Below are 20,672 nucleotides of genomic sequence, written 5' to 3' on the forward strand. Positions count from 1 at the left end.
ACAGTGGGCTCCCCCGCGCGCCGACGCCGCGCGGGCGGGAGGGGGACGACCATCAAGCCTCGCACGCCCGCGCGGCGTCGGCGCGCGGGGGAGCCCACTGTCGTCCGGTGTTCATCCGCGGAGCAGAGCACCGGCACGTCCGGGTCGCCGTGCCGGTCCTCCGAGCAGGCGCGGCGCCGGCTACCACAGCGCCGCCCGCCCGTGCACGGGGTGGCCCCGGAGGCGCGGCTCGCCTGGGATGGAGGGGAGCGGCCCGATCCGGGTGCCGCGGACGGAGGAGCAATGCCCGACCAGTACACGTTCACGAACCCCGCCACCCAGTACCCGGACGTGACTCCGCCGGTCCAGCAGCAGCCCGAGCCCGGGCTGCAGTCGCGGATGACCCCGGTGCCGGACCTCGGCGAGGAGAGCTACCGCGGCACCGGCAGGCTCGCGGGCCGCCGCGCGCTCATCACGGGAGCCGACTCCGGGATCGGCGCAGCCGTGGCCATCGCCTTCGCCCGCGAGGGGGCCGACGTCGCCCTCGCCTACCTCCCGAGCGAGGAGGAGGACGCGCAGCACGTGATCGGGCTGATCCGCGCGGAGGGGCGCACCGCCGTGCCGATCCCCGGCGATCTCACGAGTGCCGAGTACTGCACGCGGCTCGTGGCGGAGGCGGTCGAGGGCCTCGGCGGGCTCGACGCGGTGGTCAACGTGGCCGGGAAGCAGATATGGAAGGAGGACCTGCTCGACATCACCGACGAGCAGTTCGAGGCGACCTTCGCGGTCAACGTCTTCGCTCCGTTCCGGATCATCCGCGCGGCCCTCCCGCACCTGCCCGCGGGCGCCACCATCATCAACACGGCGTCGGCGGAGGCGCACAAGCCCGCCCCCGACCGCCTCGACTACGCGATGACGAAGGGCGCGATCAACAACCTCTCGAAGGGCCTCGCGCAGCAGCTCGCCGCGAAGGGCATCCGCGTGAACATCGTGGCGCCCGGCCCGACGTGGACCGCCCTGCAGGTGAGCGGCGGCGTCGACCCCGAGAGCCTGCCCGACTTCGGCTCCAGCGAGTCGCCGATGGGCCGTGCCGCGCAGCCTGCCGAGCAGGCCCCGGCCTACGTGTTCCTCGCGTCCGCCGAGTCGAGCTTCGTCGCCGGCGAGACCCTCAACGTGAACGGCGGCATGGCCTCGCCCTGACCCGCCGCGCCGCCGGCGCTCGCTGCTGGACCGCCGAGACGCCTCCGTCCTGCTCGAGACACGGGCTCGCGTCAACCCTCTCCCGAGCGGCGGGGGGCGCGAGGTGCCATGGAGGGACCACCACGAAGGAGCACCATGAGCACCACGACCGTCCTCCCCATCGAGACCTACTCCGACGAGCAGGGCTGGCACAATCGCATCGCCCACGCCCGGGTCCCGCTGAGCCACCACGAGTCGCGCCAGGAGGCGGAGGAGGTCGGCGAGGAGATCGCCGAGCAGCGCGGCGGGGAGCACGTCGTCCTCGGCTAGCGGCCGGCGCGGGGCGCGGCATGCGGTGCCCGGCCGGGGACGCGCCCGGCCCGCAGGCGCCCGCTCCGCAGACGCCCCGTCCCGCGCGTGTAGCGCCCTCGACCCCGCCCGGTCAACCTTCTCGACCTCCCGGCCCCCTCCTCCCTAGCGTGGCCCGTCGTGCTCGCTCCCGAGCGCGCGACGAGAGGACGACATGGCCACCACGAGCGACGCCCCCGCGACCGGAGAGGCCGGCGGCACCTCCCTGCGCCGCCGCATCACCGGCCCGCTGCTCTACTTCTTCATCCTCGGCGACGTCCTCGGCGCAGGCATCTACGCCCTCATGGGCACGCTCTCGGCGGAGGTCGGCGGCGCCGTCTGGATGCCCCTCCTGCTCGCGCTCGGCCTCGCGCTGCTGACCGCCGGCTCCTACGCCGAGCTGGTGACGAAGTACCCGAAGGCGGGAGGCGCGGCGGTGTTCGCGCAGCGGGCGTTCAAGCGCCCGATCGTCTCGTTCCTGGTCGGCTTCGCCATGCTCGCGGCCGGAGTGACCAGCGCGGCCGGCCTGTCGCTCGCGTTCGCCGGCGACTACCTCGGCACCTTCCTCGACGTGCCGACCGTGCCGACGGCCATCGTCTTCCTGATCCTCGTCGCGTGCCTCAACGCGCGGGGCGTCGCGGAGTCGCTGCTCAGCAACACGGTGATGACCGTGATCGAGGTCGGCGGCCTGCTGATCGTGATCGGATGCGTCGCGCTGCTCGTGGCGGGCGGAGGCGGCGACCTCGCCCGCACGGTCGAGCTCAGCTCCGAGCAGGCACCGGCGCTGGCGGTGCTCGGCGCGGCGATCATCGCCTACTACTCCTTCGTCGGCTTCGAGACCTCGGCCAACATCGCCGAGGAGATCCGCGACCCCAGCCGCGTCTACCCGCGCGCGCTGTTCGGCTCGCTGCTGACGGCCGGCGCGGTGTACGTCCTGGTCGGCCTCGCGAGCTCGATCGCGCTGCCCGCCGACGAGCTGTCCGGATCCTCCGCCCCGCTGCTCGACGTCGTGACGGCGAGCGGAGCCGGGGTGCCGGCGTGGCTGTTCAGCCTGATCGCGCTCGTCGCGGTCGCCAACGGAGCACTGCTGACGATGATCATGGCGAGCCGCGTCACCTACGGCATGGCGAAGGACGGCCTCCTCCCGGACGTGCTCGGCCGCGTGCTGCCGAAGCGCCGGACGCCGTGGGTGGCCATCGCGGTGACCACGCTGGCGGCGTGCCTCCTGACCCTGGTCGGCGATCTGGCGACCCTCGCCGAGACCGTGGTGCTGCTCCTCCTGCTGGTGTTCATCAGCACGAACGTCTCGGTGCTCGTGCTGCGGCGCGACAAGGTCGAGCACGACCACTTCCGCGTGTGGACGGTGATCCCCGTGCTCGGCATCGCCTCGTGCGTGCTGCTCCTCAGTCAGCAGGACCCGATCGTCTGGCTCTACGCCGGGATCCTCCTCGTGGTCGGAGTCCTCGTGCACCTGGCGACCCGCCGCTCGTCCCGCCGCACCGCCTGATCCGCTGACGGTCCCGGCGGGGCCGCCGCTCCGCCGGACCGTCCCTCCCGACCGCCCCGCTCGCCCCGCGACCGGTCAAGCCCCTGGGCGGACGGCCGTCCGGGGCGTGGGATGGAGGGAACGGAAGGAGCACGAATGACCGACACACCCTCCCGCGAGGAGCTGCCGCTCCCCGACTGGAACGACATCCCGCTCGGCACGCTCGCGGAGCGCATCCGCCCGCTCGACGAGGCCGGCCTCGGCGTGCTGCTCGCCTACGAGGAGGCGCACGGGCACCGCCTGCCGGTGACGACGATCCTGCACTCGCGCCTCGAGCAGCTGCGCGGGGGAGCGGAGCCGGCAGGCAGCGTGCCGGAGTCGCTGCCCGAGGTGTCCCGCTCGTCGTCCGGATCGCCGGTCTCACCGGCGACGTCCGGTCCGCCGATCAACCCGCCCTCGCACGGAGTGCCGACGAACCCGGCTCAGCCGCGCTGACGGCGGCGGGCGGAGTCGCGGTCGCGGCGGCTCCGCCCCCGTCGCGTGCTGCCCAGGGCCTGCCCAGCGCGCACGGGCAGACTGTGCGGAGCCGATGACGGCGACCGGACGAGGGAGCAGTACCCGGAACGCGACAAGACTGACTCGTAGGAGCTGTCATGTCCTGGATCGTCCTCATCCTCTCCGGTGTCCTCGAGGCCGTGTGGGCCACCGCCCTCGGCAGGTCGGAGGGGTTCACGCGGCTCGGCCCGTCGGTCGTCTTCGGAGTCGGCGTCGTCGCGAGCATGGCCGGCCTCGCCTACGCGATGCGCGAGCTGCCCACCGGCACCGCGTACGCGGTCTGGGTCGGGATCGGCGCTTCGCTGACCGTCCTCTACGGCATGTTCTTCGGCGGCGAGGGCTTCTCGCTCGTGCGCACGCTGCTGGTCCTCGGGATCGTCGGCTGCGTCGTCGGCCTGAAGCTCGTGCACTGACCTGGCGGCCGTCCTCTCCTCCGCGACAGGCCGCTCCCGTACGCGACACGCCGACGGAGGCGCGCCGGACTGGCATCTCGCCGAGGGTCCGAGGCCGGTGGTTGCAGGACGCCGCGCGTTCCACCTAGGCTCGGCGCATCAGGGGAGAACGATCGTTCTACGGTTCTCCCCGCCCCCCAAGGAGGACTCATGCCCACTCGTACCGCACGCACCGCCTGGAACGGCTCGCTCGAGACCGGCGAGGGCCAGGTCGAGCTCTCGAGCTCGAAGATCGGCACCTACGACGTCTCGTTCCCCAAGCGCGCCGCCGACGACGCCAACGGCTCGACCAGCCCCGAGGAGCTCCTCGCGGCCGCCCACTCCGCCTGCTACGCGATGCAGTTCTCGGCCGTCCTCGGCCAGGCCGGCGGCACCGTCGAGGCGCTCGACGTCCGCGCCGACGTCTCGCTCGGCCCGGACTCGGCCGGCGGATTCAAGCTCACCGGCATCAAGCTCATCGTGAGCGGCGAGGTCTCCGGCATCGACGAGGCCGCCTTCCTCAAGGCCGCCGACGAGGCCAAGGAGACCTGCCCCGTCAGCAAGGCGCTCACCGGAGTCGACATCACGCTCGACGCCACCTTCGAGGGCTGAGCCCCTCCGCACTCCCGAGCACCCCGTCGCGCATCGCGGCGGGGTGCTCGTGCGTCCGGCGTGGCCGCGGACCGGCCTGTGGAGACCCCCGCCCCCACCGGCCGCCCGGCGCCCCCTGTCGTCAGACCGCCGCCGGCGCGTAGCGGAAGCCGGCGCCGAGGTGCTCCTCCGGCAGCCGGTCGCCGCGGCCGTGCAGCTTCTGGCGGAGGCTGCCCTCGACGTACTCCTCCGGGTACGCACCGCGGCGGCGCAGCTCCGGCACGATGAACTCCACCACGTCCTCGAAGGTGCCGGGCGTGATCGCGTAGGCGAGGTTGAACCCGTCCACGTCGGTCTCCTCGACCCACTCCTGCAGGTGGTCGGCCACCTCCGCGGGCGAGCCGACGACGAACGGGCCGAGCCCGCCGATCACGCTGAGCTTGGCGATGTCACGGACCTTCCACTCCGAGCCGTCCTCGTTCGCCTCCTGGAAGTTGGCGACGGCCGACTGGATCGCGTTGCTCTTCACGTTGCCGATCGGCTCGTCGAGGTCGTACTGCGACAGGTCGATGCCCATCCAGCCCGACATGAAGACCAGCGCCCCCTCCTCGCTCCCGTAGGAGAGGTAGTCGCGGTGCTTCTCGTGCGCGGCCTCGCTGGTCTCGGCGGTGATGATCGTGAGCAGCGTGTAGATCTTCGCGGAGTAGCGGTCGCGGCCGGCCGCCTCGAGTGCGTCGCGGATGCGCGAGACGGTCGCCTTCAGGCCGGCCTTCGTCGAGGACGCGACGAAGATCGCCTCCGCATTGCCCGCCGCGAAGCGGATGCCGCGCGGTGACGCTCCCGCCTGGTAGATGACGGGGGTCCGCTGCACCGACGGCTCAGAGAGGTGGATGCCGGGGACGGTGAAGTTCTTGCCGCGGTGCCCGATCTCGTGCACCTTCGCCGGGTCGGTGAACACGCCGGACTCGCGGTCGCGGACGACGGCGTCGTCCTCCCACGACCCCTCCCACAGCTTGTAGAGCACCTCGAGGTACTCGTCGGCGACGTCGTAGCGGTCGTCGTGCTCGAGCTGGTCCTCGTGGCCCATGTTGCGGGCGGCGCTGGGGAGGTAGCCGGTGACGACGTTCCAGCCCACGCGGCCCTTCGTCAGGTGGTCGAGCGTCGACATGCGCCGCGCGAACGGGTACGGGTGCTCGTAGGCGGTGCCCGCGGTGATGCCGAAGCCGAGGTGCTCGGTCGCGGCGGCCATCGCCGAGACGAGGAGGATCGGGTCGTTGACGGGGACCTGCGCGCCGTGGCGGATCGCCGCCTCGTTCGAGCCGCCGTAGACGTCGTAGGTGCCGAGCACGTCGGCGATGAAGATGCCGTCGAACGTGCCGCGCTCGAGCAGCTTCGCCAGGTCGGTCCAGTACGAGAGGTCCTTGTACCGCCAGGACTGGTCCTGGGGGTGGCGCCACATGCCCGAGGACTGGTGGGCGACGCAGTTCATGTCGAAGGCGTTGAAGCGGATCTGGCGGGTCATGGAGTCGATAGTGCCCAGCGGAGCCGCGAACGGGTACCGAGCGCGACGCACGGCGTCACAATGCGACGCCCGTCGAGGCGCCCGGCAGGTCTGGGTGGTCGGCGACGTCCTCGACGAGCTGGCCGACCTCGAGGACCGCATCGGCAGCGCGATGATCGAGAGCCGGAACGGGTGATGCGCCGGGGCGCACCGCCCCCGTCCGCCGACCGGCCGGCGCCTCCTCCTACGCCAGCTCGCGCCCCAGGAAGCGCACGTGCTCGCCGATCTGGAACGCCTCGCCGCCCTCGTGGCCGTTGAAGGGGTAGACCCGGATCTCGCGGGGTCCGGCGTAGCGGTTGTAGGAGGCGTAGACGGTGGACGGCGGGCAGATGTCGTCGCGGAGTGCGACTGAGAACAGCGCGGGGGACTGCGCGTAGGGGGCGAAGGAGGTGCCGTCGAAGTACGAGAGGGTGTCGAACACGCGCGCCTCGGCGCCGCGGTGGGTGTGCAGGTACTGCACGATCTCGCCGTACGGCATCGTGTCGACGAGCCGCACGGCGTGCGGGATGTGGGAGAGGAACGGCACGTCGACGATCGCGGCGCGCGCCGACTCCGACTCGCCGAGCAGGCCCAGGATCCCCGTGACGGCCAGGGCGATCCCGCCTCCCTGGCTGCCGCCCGAGACGGCCACGCGGGAGGCGTCGACCGCGGGGTGCGCACGCAGCACGTCGAGCGCTCGGACGGCGTCCGTGAAGACGCGGCGGTAGAAGTGCTCCGCGGGCGACTCGATGCCCTGCGTCATGAAGCCGGAGACGTGCGGCCCGCTGCCCACCGGGTCGGGCGTCGCTCCGGAGCGGTGCCCGGACCCCTGGCCGCGGGTGTCCATGACCAGGTGCGCGTAGCCGGCGGCCGACATCGCGGTCCACTCCGCGAGCTGCCCGCGGCCGCCTCCGTAGCCGATGTAGGTCACGAGCCCGGGGAGGGGGCCCTCGACGCCGCGGGGGAGGATCAGCCACGCGCGGATCGGGTGGCCGCCGAAGCCGGAGTAGGTGACGTCGAAGGTGTCGAGCAGTCCGAAGCCGGCGTCGACCCGCTCGAGGCGCGGCTCGGTCGTGACGGCCCTCGCCTCGGCGATCGTGTCGCGCCAGAACTCGGCGAACCCGGCGGGCTCGGCGATCTCGGGGGCGTACTGCTCGAGGAGGTCGAGCGGGAGGTCGTACTGCGGCATCACGGACTCCTTCTCGGGCAGCGGCGCCCGAGGACCGAGGCTACTGGAGGCACGGGCTCACCTGGGTGCGGCGTGGGAGAACGCCGCGGAGCGGAATGCCGGGGCACCCTCCGCGTTCTCCTCAGCATGACGACGTACGGAATCATCGGAGCAGGCAACATCGGCAGCCAGGTCGCACGGGCGGTCATCGCCCTCGGGGACGAGGTGGTCATCGCGAACTCGCGCGGCCCCGAGACCCTCGCCGACCTCATCGCGGAGCTCGGCCCGAAGGCCCGCGCCGCCACGGCTCAGGAGGCGGCCGAGGCCGCCGAGATCGCCGTGGTGACGGTGCCGCTGAAGAACCTCGAGGAGGTGCCGGTCGCCCCGCTCGCCGGCAAGATCGTCCTCGACACGAACAACTACTACTTCGAGCGCGACGGCCGCATCGAGGCGCTCGACAAGGGCGAGACCACGACCAGCGAGATGCTCCAGCAGCACCTCCCGGAGTCGAAGGTCGTCAAGGCGTTCAACCACATCATGGCCGCCGACATCACCACCGACGGCACCCCGGCCGGAACGCCCGACCGCCGCGCTCTCGCGACGTCGAGCGACTACCCCGAGGCGATCCACTTCGTGACCGACCTCTACGACCGGATCGGCTTCGACACCGTCGCGATCACGCCGCTGAGCGAGTCGTGGCGCGTCGAGCGCGACCGCCCCGCCTACGTGGTGCGGCAGAACCGCGAGGAGCTCGAGGCCAACCTCGCGAAGGCTCCCCGCACGGTCTGATCCAGCCTCTCCAAGGGGAGCGGTGCTGCGGCGCCGCTCCCCTTCTGCCTGTCCGGACGGCCTCGGAGGCGCGCCCGGGACGGCCCGCTCGGCGCTCACCGCCGCCGAGCCTGCGATAGTCGAGAGGACCAGCCACGCACCAGAGAGCCCCGATCGGGCTCCGAGAGGAGAGGCCTGCCATGCCCTCGACACCCCGTTCCGTCCCCTCCCGCTCCGGGCTCTCGCGCCGCAGCGTCGTGATCGGCGGTCTCGCGGTGCTCCCGCTGCTCAGCGCCTGCACGCCCGACTCCTCCGCTCCGGACGACGCCCAGCAGGAGGCGCCCCGCACCCGCACCGCGGCTCCGAGCGGGCCGGTGGCGCTCGCCCCGCACGCGCTCGCCGCGAGCGCGGCCCTGTTCGCCGCGGCTCCGCTGGTCGTCCTGGTCGAGGACGTCGCCGAGTCCCGCCTGCGCGCCGCCCAGGTGAGCATCGCCTGGGGCGTGCCGCTGCTGGTCGGCTCGGCGGGATCCGGAGCGACGGCTGCCCCGTCCGCGGACGCCGCGGCCGCGGGATCCACGGCTTCCGAGACGCCGTCCGATCCGGGGGGCCCGTCCGACTCCGCGACCCCGTCCGCCGCTCCGTCCTCCACCGCTCCGACCTCCGACGCCCTCGCCGCCGAGTTCGCCCGCCTCGGCGTGACCCGCGTGCTCGCGATCGGCGACGTCACCGCGCCCGAGGGCGTCGACGTCGTCGCCTCCGCCTCCGACGCGGCCGCCCTCAGCACCGCGTCCGGCCTGACCGTGACCGACCTGGCGCTCGCCGACCTCGCCGCCGCCGCGCCGTCCACCGCCTCCGACGCTCCGTTCGGCGCCCTCCCGGCCCGGGCCGACGCCCTGACCGGCCTGCACGCCCTCGCCCGCGCGCAGGACGCCGACATCGCCGCGCTGGCGACCGCCCGCGCGGCCGGCGTGCCCGTCACCGTGGTCGACGGCGACGACCTGCTCGCCTCGGGCGGAGCCGTGACCGCGATCGCCGAGGCCGACGCCTCCTGCACGCTGCTGCTCGGCCCCGTGCTCGCCGCCCAGCCCGAGCCCGAGTGGGCCGTGCGCGCAGCCGCGAGCGGCTGGCAGCTGCCGGGCGGCGGCCAGCGGATGTTCGGCGGGCACCTCTTCGTCGCGATCTACGGCACTCCGGGCGCTCCCGTTCTCGGCGTGCTGGGGGAGCAGGGCCTCGAGCCCACGATCGCGCGGGCGGAGGCGGTGGCCGAGCCGTACCGGGCACTCACCGACAAGCAGGTCGTGCCGAGCCTCGAGATCATCACCACGGTCGCGGCGGGCGATCCCGGCAAGGACGGCGACTACTCCAACGAGCTCGACGCCGCCGACATCCGCCCCTACATCGACGCGGCGCAGGCGGCCGGGATGTACGTGGTGCTCGACCTGCAGTCGGGGCTCACCGACTTCCTCACCCAGGCGAAGCAGTACGCGGATCTGCTGACGCTGCCCAACGTCGGCCTCGCGCTCGACCCGGAGTGGCGCCTGCTGCCCGGCCAGAAGCCGCTGGAGCAGATCGGGCGCGTCTCGGCCGCCGAGGTCGACAGCGTGTCGGAGTGGCTTGCCGACCTGGTGCAGAGCGAGGGGCTGCCGCCGAAGATGTTCGTGCTGCACCAGTTCCGGCTGTCGATGCTGCAGGACCGCGACAGCATCCGTCGCGACCGGCCCGAGCTGGAGTTCCTCATCCACGTCGACGGCCAGGGCTCGCAGCCCGACAAGCAGGCGACCTGGGACGCGCTGCACGAGGGCGCCCCCGAGGGCATCGGCTGGGGCTGGAAGAACTTCTACGACGAGGACACGCCCATGCTCACCCCCGCCGAGACCATGGCCGAGGTCCGCCCCCTCCCCGACCTCGTCACCTACCAGTAGGCGGATCCCGGGGACGGGCGTCAGCGGCGCAGGAGCTCGCCGGAGACGACGCCCGCCTCGACCTCCTCGAGGGCACGGCCGCGGGTCTCGGGCACGCGCTTCCAGATGAAGACGAGCGCGAGCAGGCCGACGGCGCCGAACAGGAAGAACGTTCCGGTGATGCCGACGCCGGAGACGAGGGTGGGGAAGAACAGGCCGAGCACCGCGTTCGTGATCCAGTGGCAGAAGATCGCGATGCCGACGCCGACGCCGCGGATCCGCAGCGGGAAGATCTCGGACAGCATCACCCAGGTGACGATGTTGAGGAACGTCTGCATGCTCCCCACGAACGCGACGACCAGCACCAGGATCACGTACGGTCGCGCCGGGTTCCCCACGGGGAGCGCGACGGAGGCGATGCCGATCAGGAAGTGCATCGCGGTGGTCAGGGAGTAGCCGAGCAGGAGGGTCGTGCGGCGGTTCATCGTCTGCATGAGCCGCAGCCCGATCAGGCCGCCGATCACGGCGATCGCCCCGGGTGCGATGTTGGCGACGAGCGCGCCGTCGTGGTCGAAGCCCGCCTCCTTCAGCACCGACTGGCCGTAGTACATGATCGAGTTGATGCCGGTGAGCTGCTGGGCGACTCCGATCCCGATGCCGACCAGCAGGATGCGCACCGCCCAGCGCTCGCGCAGCGCCTGCAGCAGGGGGATCCTCGGGCCGTCCTTCGCGCCGATCGAGCGGGCGATGGTCTCCGCCTCCGCGTGGGCCCGGTCGGGCGTGCGGATGGTGGTGAGCACGCCGAGCGCCTCGTCGCGGCGGCCGTGCGCGATCAGCCAGCGCGGCGACTCCGGGACCCGGGTCATGCCCAGCAGGAGCGCTGCGGCGGGGAGCGCGGCGACGGCGAGCATGATCCGCCAGACGCCGGGCAGCTCGCCCCAGACGGTGCCGATGACGGCGTTGGCCACGAAGGCGGCGAGCTGGCCGATCACGATCATCAGCTCGTTGCGGCCGGCGAGCGATCCGCGGATCTCGGAGGGGGAGATCTCGGAGAGGTAGATCGGCACGACCACCGAGGCGCCGCCGACGGCCAGTCCGAGGACCGCCCGCCCGAGGACCATCACGCCGAAGCCCGGCGCCACGACGCAGACCAGGGCGCCGACGAGGAAGAGCACGGCGAGCAGGCGGATCGTGGTCCGCCTCCCGAGGGCGTCGGCGAGGCGTCCGCCCGAGATCGCGCCGATCGCGGCGGCGAAGAGGAGCGAGCTGGTGACGACCCCCTCGGTCAGCGCGGTGAGGCCCAGCTCGGCCGACATCGGCTCGAGGGCGCCGTTGATGACGCCGGTGTCGTAGCCGAAGAGGAGGCCGCCGAGGGTCGCGATGAGCGCGATGAGGCCGAGACGCCGAGTCGGCGCCTCCAGGGAGGTGGTGGTCATCCGCTCACTCTGACGCATGGCCGCGCGGTGAGGGAACCCTGGACCGCCGAGGGAACCCGGTGTAGCGGGTCCTCTCGACGGCCCGGCGTCCCCTCGGCGGCACGGAGGGGGAGGGAGCGAGCGGAGGGGGCGCTCAGGAGGAGACGCGCGCGCCCTCGCGCAGGCCCTCCTCCTTGGCCTGCTGCACCAGGGCGGCGATGCGGCGGCGCGAGCGCGAGCGCCCGGCGAGCAGCGCCGCGAGGATGAGGGCGACGCCGAGGATCACGAGCAGCTGCGGGACCGGCACGGCGGCGACCGTGATCGACTCCGTCACGGGAGCGGTGGCGACCGGCTCCTGATCGGCGGCGGCGACGGTCGGTGCGATGGTCAGGTCGGCGCCGACTCCGAAGAGGGGCCAGATGCCGTCGAGCTGCACCGAGACGCTGCGCCGGTCGCCGGGCAGCAGCTCCTGCTGGGGCGCGTCGGCCGCGACGACGGGGGCGGTGGCGCCCTGGGCGCTCGCCGTGCCGTCGAGCAGCAGGCGCACGTTGCCGGTGTTCACCACGTCGGCGACGAGCGAGAGGGAGCCGGGCTGGAACGGGTTCCAGGAGAGGCGGTAGTCGCTGGCCAGGTCCTCGACGGAGAAGGAGGGGGTCACCTCGCCGGTCACGCGGGTCATCACGCGGAAGCCGATGCGGCTCTCCACTCCGACGTTCGCGCCTCCTGCCTCGGTGCCCTGCGAGAGCACGGAGGCGGCGATGCCGGCGGCGTGGTCGCCGGGGGTGGCGTTGTCGGGGACCGTCACGGTGAACGGCACCACGCCGCTGCTGCCCGGATCGACGGTCACGGTCTCGGGGGCGGAGATCCACAGCCCGGCGTCGACCGACTCCTGGTCGGAGTTCAGCATGTTGAAGCGGCCGGTGTCGGTGAAGTAGCCGTCGGCGCTGGTGATGCTGAAGGTCACGGGCTGGTCGCTGAGGTTCCGCACGACCGCCTCGTCCGAGGCGCTCGCGCCGGGGGCGAGCTCGAGCTCGACCCACGCGCGCTTGTCGGGGACGCCGTCGGTGGAGGGGCTGACCGCCCAGGTGATCGCTCCGTCGGCCGCGACGGCCGCCGGAGCGACGCCCGCGCCGAGGAGGGCGACGATCAGCGCGAGCAGCGCGGGGAGGAGCGGGCGGCGGGGAGCGGCGGAGCGGCGCGGAGCAGTCATCAGAACCTCATGGTCGCACGGGGGAAGCACGACGCGGCCGGGCGGGCGGGCCCGGCCGCGTCGGCCGTGGTGGGATCGCGGCCGGGGGAGTGCGTCCCCCGGCCGCGACGGGTCACTCGAAGAGCGACAGGGTGATGGTGGACGAGTACGCGCCGGCGTCCACGTTCACGGGGGTGCGGAGGAAGAGGTCGGCGTCGGCGCTCCAGGAGCCCTCGGGGTTGACCTGCTGGGAGTTGCTGGCGACGATCGCGAGCAGCTCCTCGTTCTTCAGGCCCTGGCCGTTGGCGCCGCCGTCGATGGCGGTGTCGACGACCTGGCCCGCGGCGACCTCGCCGAGGTCGCCGCCGTCGACGAGAGCCGGGGCCCAGCCCAGGTTCTCGGCGCCGATGATGGAGCCGTCGGCCGAGGTGAAGGCGTCGGCGGTGCCGAGGACGTACCAGGCGGAGTCGGGGGAGACGTCCTCGGCGTCACGGGTGTCGGTGACCGTGACGGTCGGCAGGGTGCCGGTGAACTGGCGGCGGACGTTGTCCGAGCCGTCCTCGGCCAGGGTCGTCGAGTCGCCGGCGACGGTCATCGAGAGGGCGCCGGTCCCGGGGAGGTCGGCGATGTCGACGTTGACGTCGACGTCGTCGCTGCCGTAGTTGGTGTCGGCGGCGAAGGCCGTTCCGGCGACTCCGAGCAGGAGGACGCCTCCGGCCAGTCCGGCGGCTCCGCGGATCAGAAGGGATCGGGTGTTCATGTCGGGTGTTCTCCGTTCTCCGGCCGGCGTCGTCGCCGGCTCGATCTCAGTGGGTGTGGGTCGTGCCCGCGGGTCAGCTGCAGCCGGCCGCGGAGTAGGGGGCGGTCGAGGAGGCCGTGGCCGGCTTCCCGTTGACGAACGCGGTCGCCGTGGCGGTCGCGGATCCGTCGGTCACGCTCGTCGCCCGGGTGGTGAAGGCGGCCGAGACGGTGGCGCCGGGAGCGACGTCGGCGAAGCTCTTGGAGCCCCACGTCGTGCCGATCACGATCTTCGCAGCGAAGGCGTTCGGGTTCGTGGCGGTCGCGGTGACGACGATCCTCCCGGCGACGCAGCGCGTCGTGGAGGTCGTGGTCACGGCGATCGCGGGTGCCGAGTCGGTCACGGGACCGACGGAGGCGGAGGCCGTCGCCGGCGTCCACTGCGGCTTCGCGGCGGTCACGGCCACCGAGATCGTCGCTCCGCGGTCGGCGGCGGTGAGCGTGTAGCTCGACGCCGTCGCCCCGCTGATCGCGGTCCCGCCGCGCTTCCACTGGAAGCCGGTCGCCGTCCACGGGGAGGAGGCGGAGGCGGTCAGCGTGCTGCCCACCGTCGCCTTCCCCGTGATCGAGGCCGCGAGCGGCGCGGTGTCGACGATCGTCTGCGCCGCGACGCTGGTGAGGGTCGGGACGACCTTCTGCATGAGACCGGTCGTCTTGTCGAAGGTCACCCGGTCGATCGTCGTCTCGCGGTGCTGGCCGTCTCCGCCGGGGATGGCGAAGCGGTGGTAGGCGATGTACCAGTCGTCCGTGCCGGGCACGTTGACGATCGAGTTGTGGCCCGTGGCGAGGATGCCCTGCGACGGGTCCTTCTCGAGGACCACGCCGCGGTAGGTCCACGGTCCGTCGACACTGGTCGAGGTCGCGTAGCCGACCTTGTAGTTCTCGGAGCCGGTGTCGTCGATCGAGTAGGTGAGGTGGTACAGACCGTCGCGGTAGTTCAGGAACGCACCCTCGCGGAAGTCGGTCAGGCCGCTGATCTTCTTGATCGTGCCGGTCTTGATCGAGAGCATGTCGTCGGACAGCTCGCCGTAGAGCGGGTCGCCGTTGCCCCAGAAGAGGTAGCTCTTGCCGGTCTTCGGGTCGGTGAACGCGGCGGGGTCGATCGCCTGGCCGGACCGCACGGACTCGCCGTTGGTGATCATCGCGGTCGGCTGCGCCGTGAACGGGCCCATCGGGCTGTCCGCGACCGCGACTCCGATCGTCTTGCGGTTGAGCGAGGAGTTCTCGCCGGAGAAGTAGAAGTAGTACTTCCCGTTCTTCTCGGTGATCGTCGGCGCCCAGGCGTTGCCGGTCGCCCACGGCACATTGCCGTTCGCGCCGTCCAGCGTCAGGAAGGGCTGCTCCGACCGGGTCCAGTCGATGAGGTTCTTCGAGGACCAGGCGTAGAAGGTCTTGCCGCCCCAGCCGGCGAAGCCGTCCGAGGTCGCGTACAGGTAGTAGGTGTCGCCGAAGACCGCGATGTTCGGGTCGGCGTTCAGGCCCGCGAGGACCGGGGACTTCATGACGACGGCCTTGAGGGTCCAGGTGGTCGCGGTGCCGCCGGCGGCGGGCGTGAGCACGACCGTCTGCGGGGTGGAGAGGTCGCGGACGGAGCCGGAGGCGGGGCTCGCCGTGACTCCCGCCGCGGTGGAGAAGGTCGGGGTGAGCTTCGTCAGGTCGGTCCCCGGCTTCACCGGGAAGGTGACCGTCCTGCTCGCCGAGTCGACGATCGGGGCCGTCTTCATGACGTCGCCGCTGAGCGACAGGTCGACCAGGGCCGACGTGTTGCCGGAGGCGGCGAGCACCTCGGAGGCGCTGAGAGCCCGGTTGTAGACCGAGAACTCGCGGATCTGGCCGCGGAAGCGGTTGTCGGCGTCGTAGTTCGAGCGACCGATGTAGTTCGCCGCCGTGGAGCCGCCGCCGATGTCCTTCGGGTCGGTCGTGACGGTGCCGCTGGCGACCTTCACTCCGTCGAGGTAGATCGTGCCGGTGGTGCCGGAGAGCGTGTACGTCAGGTGCGCCCAGGTGCCGCGGGGGAGGGCCGAGCCGCCGGCGACGGTCTGCTCGGTGGTGTAGTTCCCGGTCGCGATGCTGGTGCGGTAGTTGTTGCCCGAGGTGAAGAGGTAGCCGTCGCCGGCCCCGTTCGTGGTGTTGCCCAGGCCGTAGAGGAAGTAGTTGCCGCCCTGCGCGGGGTCGATCCAGACGTCGGACTGGATGGTGAGGTCCGTCACGCCGGCGAGCAGGTCGTTCGGCAGCTTGACGTAGTCGTCGGTGCCGTCGAGCTGCAGGGCGCCGTCCTTCCAGGTGCCGCCCGAGGGCAGCGTGCCGTTCTGGTTGTTGCCCGAGCTGTCGCGCACCGTGGTGCCCGAGCCGCCGTCGAAGGTGTAGCGGAGGATCTCGCCGGCCGCGTTGACCGGCTTCGCGGCGGGGCCGGTGCTGCTGGTGCCGTAGGCGGCCGTCAGGCGCGCCTCCTCGGCGCTCGAGAGGCGGAGCACCGAGCCGTGGCGGAAGGGCTTCGAGAACGAGTACGTGTTCGCGCCGGTGGTGCCGACGGGAAGCGCCGTGAACCGCATGTCCGCGAGGGTGTCGGTGACGTAGGCGGAGTAGCCGAACGAGTCGCCCATGACGACCCAGCGGCCGTCGGGCAGCTGGTAGACGGTGAGGCCCTCGAGGTGGTCGGAGAGGCCGCGGGACTTCTCCTCGCCACGAGCGATGACGCGGGTCCAGGGGCCGGCCAGGCTGGTCGCCTTGTCGACGACGGTGCGCCAGTCGGAGGTGGAGAAGCGGTAGTAGGTGCTCCCCTCCTTCGCGATGGTCGTGTCGATGATGTTCGGGCCGTCGGCGTTGTTGGTCGAGGAGTTCTCGTCGAGCCAGACCGTCGGGGTCGAGAAGTTCACGAAGTCGCGGGTGGTGCTGACGTAGACGCGCAGCGCCCAGTCGTCGGTGTTCACCTGCGTCTTGTCGCGGCCCGACCAGTAGACGTAGTACTGGCCGGTGGTCTCGTCCCAGATCGCCTCGGGTGCCCAGACGTTGCCCGCGTTCGCCGCTCCGGCGAAGACGAGGCTCTGGTCGCTCCAGTTCACGAGGTCGGTCGAGCGCCAGACGACGAGCTTCTGGCTCGCGTTGACCTGATCCCAGGTGCCGCCGGGAGCGGTGCCCTCCGCGTGCAGGTCGGTGCCGATGATCCAGTACTCGTCGCCGGTGGGGGAGCGCACGAGGTGCGGGTCGCGGACGCCGAGGGTGCCGCCGAGGTTGGCGAGCACGGCCTTGTCGTTGTTGAGCTTCGACCAGTGCAGGCCGTCGGTGCTGGACCCGAAGTAGATCTTCTCGTAGTCGGTCGAGGCGAAGTGGGTCCAGAGGTAGCCCGCGTCGTACTCGGTGTCGAGGTTCGCGGGAGCCGCGGTCACCGTGACGGGCAGCTGCCGGGTCGCGGTCGTGCCGGCGATCGTCGCGGTGAGCGTGACGGGCGTGGCGGCGGACTGGCGCTTCACGACGCCGGTCGTGCTGAGCACGGCCGTGTTCGAGGAGGCCCAGGCGACATCGTAGGAGCCGACCTTCGCGGGCAGCGTCACGTTGCCGCGGACGTCGCCGGAGTTGACGATCGAGAGGGCGTCCAGCGCCTTCTGGGCGTCGGCGTTAACGTCCTTGGCGGGCACGGTGGCGGTGAAGGTGCGGATGGCCGTGGCCGAGCCGCGGGTCGTCGTGGCGGTCAGCTCGACCGAGGCGACCCCGTTCGCGGGCGGCGTGACCACTCCGCTGGTCGAGACGACCGCGGAGTTGCTCGAGGCCCAGGCGATGGCGGAGCCGTTGGGGCCGGTCGTCGGGAGGGTGAGGTTCGCGGAGACCGAGGAGAGGCTCCCGAGGTCCAGGGCGGCGGAGTCGCGGGAGACGCGCGTGCTGTCCGGGGCCTGGAGCGTCGCGACGTCGGCCGCGCTGAGCGCCGTGCTGTAGACGCGGAAGTCGCGGACCGAGCCGGCGAGGGTCTTGTCCGCCGTGTAGACGGAGCGGCCGATCGCGTTCGCGGTGGTGGTGCCGTTGCCGATCGCGGCGGGAGTGATGGTCACTCCGGTCTGCTGTGCGACCTGGGTGCCGTCGAGGTAGAGGCGTGCGGTGTCGCTCGCGTCGTCGAGCGTGTAGGTGAGGGTCTTCCAGACGCTGCGCGCGAGGTTCGCGTTGGAGTTGACGGTCTGCTCGGTGGTCCAGTTGCCGGTGGCGATCGAGGCCTTGTAGCCGTTGCCCGTCGTGTAGAGGTAGCCGTTCCCAGCGCCGTTCGTCGTGTTGCCGAGGCCCCAGATGAAGTAGGGCGTGCCCTGGTTCGCGTTCACCAGGACCTCGGTGCTGACCGTGATCGAGTTCAGACCCGCGAGCAGGTTGTCGGGCAGCTTGACGTAGTCGTCGGTCCCGTCGAGCGCGACGCCCGCGGCCCCGCGGGGAGCGGCTCCGTTGACGAGCGTGCCCGTGCGGCCCTTGCCCGAGCTGTCGGCGACGGTCGTGCCGCTCGTCTCGTCGAGCGCGTAGCGCAGGACGAGGCTGTCTGAGGGAGCGGCGCTCGCGGATTGGGCCGTCAGAAGAGGGACGGTGAGGGCCACGGCCGTCACGAGGACGAGTGGTCGCAGGAAAGGCTTCATCGCGCTTTGCTCCAGGGTCGGCATCTTTGCTGAGGGGAGGGAGTGTGCCGGCTTCGTACGCGGCAATGTTCACGGTAACACTATGTTGACGTCAACGTGAAGAGCCTATCCGGATCAATTCCTCGACATCCGGAGAAGAGGCGAACCGGTTCGACGAATTCCGAGAGCATCCAGGAGCGATGCAGCCGCCGATGTCCGGCCGGATCAGCCGCGGTCGTCGTCGCGCGAGCGGCTCAGCGCACGGTCCATCGCCCTCAGCGTCCGGAAGCCGGCCCGGTCGGCCACAGCCGCGCGAGCCGACGGCGAGAGCGAGGGGCTCGCGGCGAGGAGCGACGCGGCGAGGTGCACGCGCCGCTCGCGGAGGGTCGCCGCCACGGTCGTGCCCCGGCGGTGGAAGGCGCGGTCCAGCGTCGCCCGTGAGACGCCGAGACGCATCGCGAGAGCGCCGGCGGTGAAGTCCGCATCGCCCGCCTCCGCGTCGATGACGGCGATCGCGCGGAGGAGGACGCCCTCGAGTCCGTCCTCCGGACGGGCGGGCGGGAGGCTCTGCTTGATGAGAGCCGACGCGGTCGCCTCGAGCGCACGGCGCAGCTCGCTGAAGCCGGGATCGCCCGCCGAGAGGTCCGCGTTGAGGGTCGCGTTGACGAGGGAGACGAAGGCGCCGCTGTAGCTGTCGGCGGCGAGCAGCGTGCAGGACGGCCCGCCGGACTGTGCGCTCGTGAGGCCGAGCCTGCCCCAGGACGTCCTCAGCGCCAGCCAGGCGGAGTCCTCCTCCGCCCGGAACCGAGCGGAGTCGTCGCCCCGGAGGAGGGCGAGCCCGCCGGGCCGCAGACGAGCGGCCTCGAGAGGGCCGTCGACGACGATCTCGCCGGCGACCGGGACGATCAGGTCGACCTCGGCCCGGTCGAGGGCAGGGAGGGGCGGGTCCGTCCGGACGGTGCCGGGTGTGTGCCAGAGGCGGCTCAGCCGGAAGCCGTCGACGGCGAGCACGTCCCCGGCGAGATGCAGGGGCGGAGCTCCGTCGCTCGCCCAGCCGAGGCTCCTCAGCCACGCCTCCACGCGGGGACCGCTCAGCTGCAGCGTCTCGACGAGACCGCGCGGGGCGGCCGGCTGCTCGGAAGCGGTCACCGGGCTCCTTCGCAGCGGGGACGGGGTGCGCGGGCGGTGACCACGCTAGGCCGGGGGAGGGGCGCCGAGACGGCGTGGCGCGTTCCTCCTCGGACGAGGCGCCCGTCCTCGGCGGGAGGGCGGAGGCGGCCCTCCTCGCCCGCGGTCCGGCAGGACGCGGGCGGAGAGGGCCGCCGGGCGCGGATCAGCGGCAGTCGGTTCTCGCCTTGATCCAGTGGGGGTTCAGCGTGTTGTCTCCCTGGGCGGTGATCCCGGCCGCATCGGGCCCGGTGCTGGCACCGGAGCCGATCTTGGTCCACGTGTTCTGCGCCGGGCTGTAGTACCAGATGTCGCCGTTCGCCTTCACGGAGACGTTCCCATCCGCTCCCTGACCGTAGGTGCGGACGAACCCGGAGTTCTCCGGGACGGTCGCGAGCCGGGTGCCGTACTGCAGGACCCCGTCCTTGATCCAGTGGATCTCGAACGTCCCGCCCGGCCGCTGGGTCAGCCCGGCGGCGCTCGGCTCGGTGCTGGCTCCGGTGCCGATCAGGTCCCAGACGTTCCCCTGCGGGTTGTACCGCCAGATGTCGCCGTTCGACTTCACGGCGATCGTGCCGCGGGTGCCGAGGCCGTAGACGCGGACGAATCCGGAGTTGGTCGGCACCGTGGCCGTCGCGGTGCCGTACTGCAGGACTCCGTTCTTGATCCAGTGGACGTTCAGGGTCCCGGCCACGTTCGCGGAGATGCCGGCCGCGCTCGGCTCGGTGCTGGCGCCGGTGCCCAGAAGGGTCCACTCGTTGGCCTGGCGGTTGTACCGCCAGACGTCGCCGTTCGCCTTGATGGAGACGTTCCCGTCCGCGCCCTGACCGTAGGTGCGGACGAATCCGGAGTTGTTCGGAACGGTCGCGAGCGCCTTGCCGTACTGGAGGACTCCGTCCTTGATCCAGTGCGCGTTGTAGGTTCCGTCCGGCTGCTGCGTGAGCCCGGACGTGCTGGGCTCCATGGAGGCGCCCGTGCCGAGCTTCTGCCAGCCGTCCGACCGCCGGTACTGCCAGATGTCGCCGTTCGCCTTGACGGAGACATTGCCGTTCACACCCTGCGAGGAGGTGTGGATGAATCCGGAGTTCTCGGGAACAGTGGCGAGGCCCGTGCTGTACTGCAGGTCGCCGGTCTGGCGGACCGGGAACGGGGCGTTCGTCTTCGCCGAGCCGCCGAAGGCGAGGGCCGAGCCGGTCGAGGGGCCCGCGATGACGCCGCCGACCGGGATGGTGGCGACTCCGTTCGCGTCGGTCACGAAGGTGTCGGTCCCGCTCCCTCCGAAGCGGAAGCCGGGCGGGGTGTTCACCCGCACAGGGACGTTCGCGACGTTGCCGCCGGTGAGGGTCAGCGTGATCGGCGCCGTGTTGGGCGTGCACGCGATCATGGTCGGGATGGAGCTGAACACGAGGGTCTGCGTGGCAGAGGCGGCGGCGGCCGGGGTGGCCGTCGCTGCGGCGATCACGGGCAGGGACCAGGTGGCGCCGGCGACGACGGTGCGTCGCCTCAGCGGACCCTGCTCAGCGGGAGAGTTGTCGGAAGTCACAGTGAAGCTCCTCGGTCTGTCTTCTCGC

At 72.1% G+C, this 20,672-nt stretch carries 17 protein-coding genes and 1 riboswitch; of the genes, 9 read left to right on the forward strand and 8 right to left on the reverse strand.

Translation table 11 applies throughout. The features are described from left to right. The first annotated feature begins 282 nt into the window (after positions 1-282). From C5D66_RS13835 to C5D66_RS13860, 6 genes are all read left to right on the forward strand, one after another. Positions 283-1,179 (forward strand): SDR family oxidoreductase, encoded by an 897-nt coding sequence (locus tag C5D66_RS13835; protein WP_104255585.1) that lies wholly within the window; start codon positions 283-285, stop codon positions 1,177-1,179. 135 nt (positions 1,180-1,314) lie between these two features. Then, positions 1,315-1,488, forward strand: a complete 174-nt coding sequence (locus tag C5D66_RS13840) for a DUF2188 domain-containing protein (protein WP_159940661.1) — start codon at positions 1,315-1,317, stop codon at positions 1,486-1,488. A gap of 193 nt (positions 1,489-1,681) precedes the next feature. Continuing rightward, entirely contained in the window at positions 1,682-3,013 is a 1,332-nt protein-coding gene (locus C5D66_RS13845) for an APC family permease (RefSeq protein WP_104255586.1), read from the forward strand. Positions 3,014-3,148: 135 nt separating this feature from the next. Next, positions 3,149-3,487 (forward strand): hypothetical protein, encoded by a 339-nt coding sequence (locus tag C5D66_RS13850; RefSeq protein WP_104255587.1) that lies wholly within the window; start codon positions 3,149-3,151, stop codon positions 3,485-3,487. An 85-nt stretch (positions 3,488-3,572) separates the two neighbouring features. After that, positions 3,573-3,636: riboswitch (guanidine-III (ykkC-III) riboswitch) on the forward strand. Positions 3,637-3,645: 9 nt separating this feature from the next. Next, the gene (locus C5D66_RS13855) at positions 3,646-3,960 is read left to right on the forward strand and encodes a multidrug efflux SMR transporter (RefSeq protein WP_104255588.1); all 315 of its coding nucleotides are present in this window, start codon (positions 3,646-3,648) and stop codon (positions 3,958-3,960) included. A gap of 189 nt (positions 3,961-4,149) precedes the next feature. Continuing rightward, the gene (locus C5D66_RS13860; protein ID WP_104222378.1) at positions 4,150-4,590 is read left to right on the forward strand and encodes an OsmC family peroxiredoxin; all 441 of its coding nucleotides are present in this window, start codon (positions 4,150-4,152) and stop codon (positions 4,588-4,590) included. A gap of 121 nt (positions 4,591-4,711) precedes the next feature. Here C5D66_RS13860 and C5D66_RS13865 read toward each other — a convergent pair whose 3' ends face one another. Next, positions 4,712-6,091 carry an LLM class flavin-dependent oxidoreductase gene (locus C5D66_RS13865; protein ID WP_104247810.1) on the reverse strand — a complete coding sequence of 460 codons (1,380 nt, stop codon included), beginning with the start codon at positions 6,089-6,091 and terminating at the stop codon, positions 4,712-4,714. Between the two features lie 10 nt (positions 6,092-6,101). Here C5D66_RS13865 and C5D66_RS17260 point away from each other — a divergent pair, with 10 nt between their 5' ends. Then, on the forward strand, positions 6,102-6,266 hold the full coding sequence (locus C5D66_RS17260) for a hypothetical protein (protein WP_159940663.1): 165 nt from the start codon (positions 6,102-6,104) through the stop codon (positions 6,264-6,266). A gap of 48 nt (positions 6,267-6,314) precedes the next feature. Here the strand turns inward: C5D66_RS17260 and C5D66_RS13870 are convergent, their stop codons facing one another. Next, on the reverse strand, positions 6,315-7,298 hold the full coding sequence (locus C5D66_RS13870) for an acetylxylan esterase (protein WP_104255589.1): 984 nt from the start codon (positions 7,296-7,298) through the stop codon (positions 6,315-6,317). 126 nt (positions 7,299-7,424) lie between these two features. Between C5D66_RS13870 and C5D66_RS13875 the strand changes: the two genes are divergently transcribed. Both C5D66_RS13875 and C5D66_RS13880 read left to right on the forward strand, forming a co-directional pair. Then, a complete protein-coding gene (locus C5D66_RS13875; RefSeq protein WP_104227021.1) occupies positions 7,425-8,066 on the forward strand; it encodes an NADPH-dependent F420 reductase in 642 nt (213 codons plus the stop codon). Positions 8,067-8,245: 179 nt separating this feature from the next. Then, positions 8,246-9,967: a hypothetical protein gene (locus C5D66_RS13880; protein ID WP_104255590.1), complete on the forward strand. Its 1,722-nt coding sequence runs from the start codon at positions 8,246-8,248 to the stop codon at positions 9,965-9,967. Between the two features lie 20 nt (positions 9,968-9,987). Here C5D66_RS13880 and C5D66_RS13885 read toward each other — a convergent pair whose 3' ends face one another. The 6 genes from C5D66_RS13885 to C5D66_RS13910 form a co-directional block, all read right to left on the reverse strand. Next, the gene (locus tag C5D66_RS13885) at positions 9,988-11,382 is read right to left on the reverse strand and encodes a sugar porter family MFS transporter (protein WP_244229508.1); all 1,395 of its coding nucleotides are present in this window, start codon (positions 11,380-11,382) and stop codon (positions 9,988-9,990) included. Positions 11,383-11,515: 133 nt separating this feature from the next. Next, entirely contained in the window at positions 11,516-12,571 is a 1,056-nt protein-coding gene (locus C5D66_RS13890; RefSeq protein WP_104222384.1) for a WxL protein peptidoglycan domain-containing protein, read from the reverse strand. Between the two features lie 112 nt (positions 12,572-12,683). After that, complete coding sequence (locus C5D66_RS13895; RefSeq protein WP_104255591.1) at positions 12,684-13,310, reverse strand: hypothetical protein; 627 nt, start codon at positions 13,308-13,310, stop codon at positions 12,684-12,686. A gap of 73 nt (positions 13,311-13,383) precedes the next feature. Then, positions 13,384-17,955 (reverse strand): family 43 glycosylhydrolase, encoded by a 4,572-nt coding sequence (locus tag C5D66_RS13900; RefSeq protein WP_181028733.1) that lies wholly within the window; start codon positions 17,953-17,955, stop codon positions 13,384-13,386. Between the two features lie 204 nt (positions 17,956-18,159). Beyond that, positions 18,160-19,083, reverse strand: coding sequence for a helix-turn-helix domain-containing protein (locus tag C5D66_RS13905; protein WP_104255593.1), 924 nt, complete (start codon positions 19,081-19,083; stop codon positions 18,160-18,162). 184 nt (positions 19,084-19,267) lie between these two features. Next, the gene (locus C5D66_RS13910) at positions 19,268-20,644 is read right to left on the reverse strand and encodes a hypothetical protein (RefSeq protein WP_104255594.1); all 1,377 of its coding nucleotides are present in this window, start codon (positions 20,642-20,644) and stop codon (positions 19,268-19,270) included. Positions 20,645-20,672 lie beyond the last annotated feature (28 nt).

Origin of the sequence: Rathayibacter sp. AY1B4, from assembly GCF_002932815.1 — a bacterium.
Taxonomy (GTDB): domain Bacteria; phylum Actinomycetota; class Actinomycetes; order Actinomycetales; family Microbacteriaceae; genus Rathayibacter.

Coding starts and splice junctions, on each gene's coding strand:
- C5D66_RS13895 (WP_104255591.1), bottom strand. CDS start 13,310: ATGAACACCCGATCCCTTCTGATCCGCGGAGCCGCCGGACTGGCCGGA.
- C5D66_RS13890 (WP_104222384.1), bottom strand. CDS start 12,571: ATGACTGCTCCGCGCCGCTCCGCCGCTCCCCGCCGCCCGCTCCTCCCC.
- C5D66_RS13870 (WP_104255589.1), bottom strand. CDS start 7,298: ATGCCGCAGTACGACCTCCCGCTCGACCTCCTCGAGCAGTACGCCCCC.
- C5D66_RS13875 (WP_104227021.1), top strand. CDS start 7,425: ATGACGACGTACGGAATCATCGGAGCAGGCAACATCGGCAGCCAGGTC.
- C5D66_RS13865 (WP_104247810.1), bottom strand. CDS start 6,091: ATGACCCGCCAGATCCGCTTCAACGCCTTCGACATGAACTGCGTCGCC.
- C5D66_RS13835 (WP_104255585.1), top strand. CDS start 283: ATGCCCGACCAGTACACGTTCACGAACCCCGCCACCCAGTACCCGGAC.
- C5D66_RS13880 (WP_104255590.1), top strand. CDS start 8,246: ATGCCCTCGACACCCCGTTCCGTCCCCTCCCGCTCCGGGCTCTCGCGC.
- C5D66_RS13860 (WP_104222378.1), top strand. CDS start 4,150: ATGCCCACTCGTACCGCACGCACCGCCTGGAACGGCTCGCTCGAGACC.
- C5D66_RS13855 (WP_104255588.1), top strand. CDS start 3,646: ATGTCCTGGATCGTCCTCATCCTCTCCGGTGTCCTCGAGGCCGTGTGG.
- C5D66_RS13885 (WP_244229508.1), bottom strand. CDS start 11,382: ATGACCACCACCTCCCTGGAGGCGCCGACTCGGCGTCTCGGCCTCATC.
- C5D66_RS13840 (WP_159940661.1), top strand. CDS start 1,315: ATGAGCACCACGACCGTCCTCCCCATCGAGACCTACTCCGACGAGCAG.
- C5D66_RS13850 (WP_104255587.1), top strand. CDS start 3,149: ATGACCGACACACCCTCCCGCGAGGAGCTGCCGCTCCCCGACTGGAAC.
- C5D66_RS13845 (WP_104255586.1), top strand. CDS start 1,682: ATGGCCACCACGAGCGACGCCCCCGCGACCGGAGAGGCCGGCGGCACC.
- C5D66_RS13900 (WP_181028733.1), bottom strand. CDS start 17,955: ATGAAGCCTTTCCTGCGACCACTCGTCCTCGTGACGGCCGTGGCCCTC.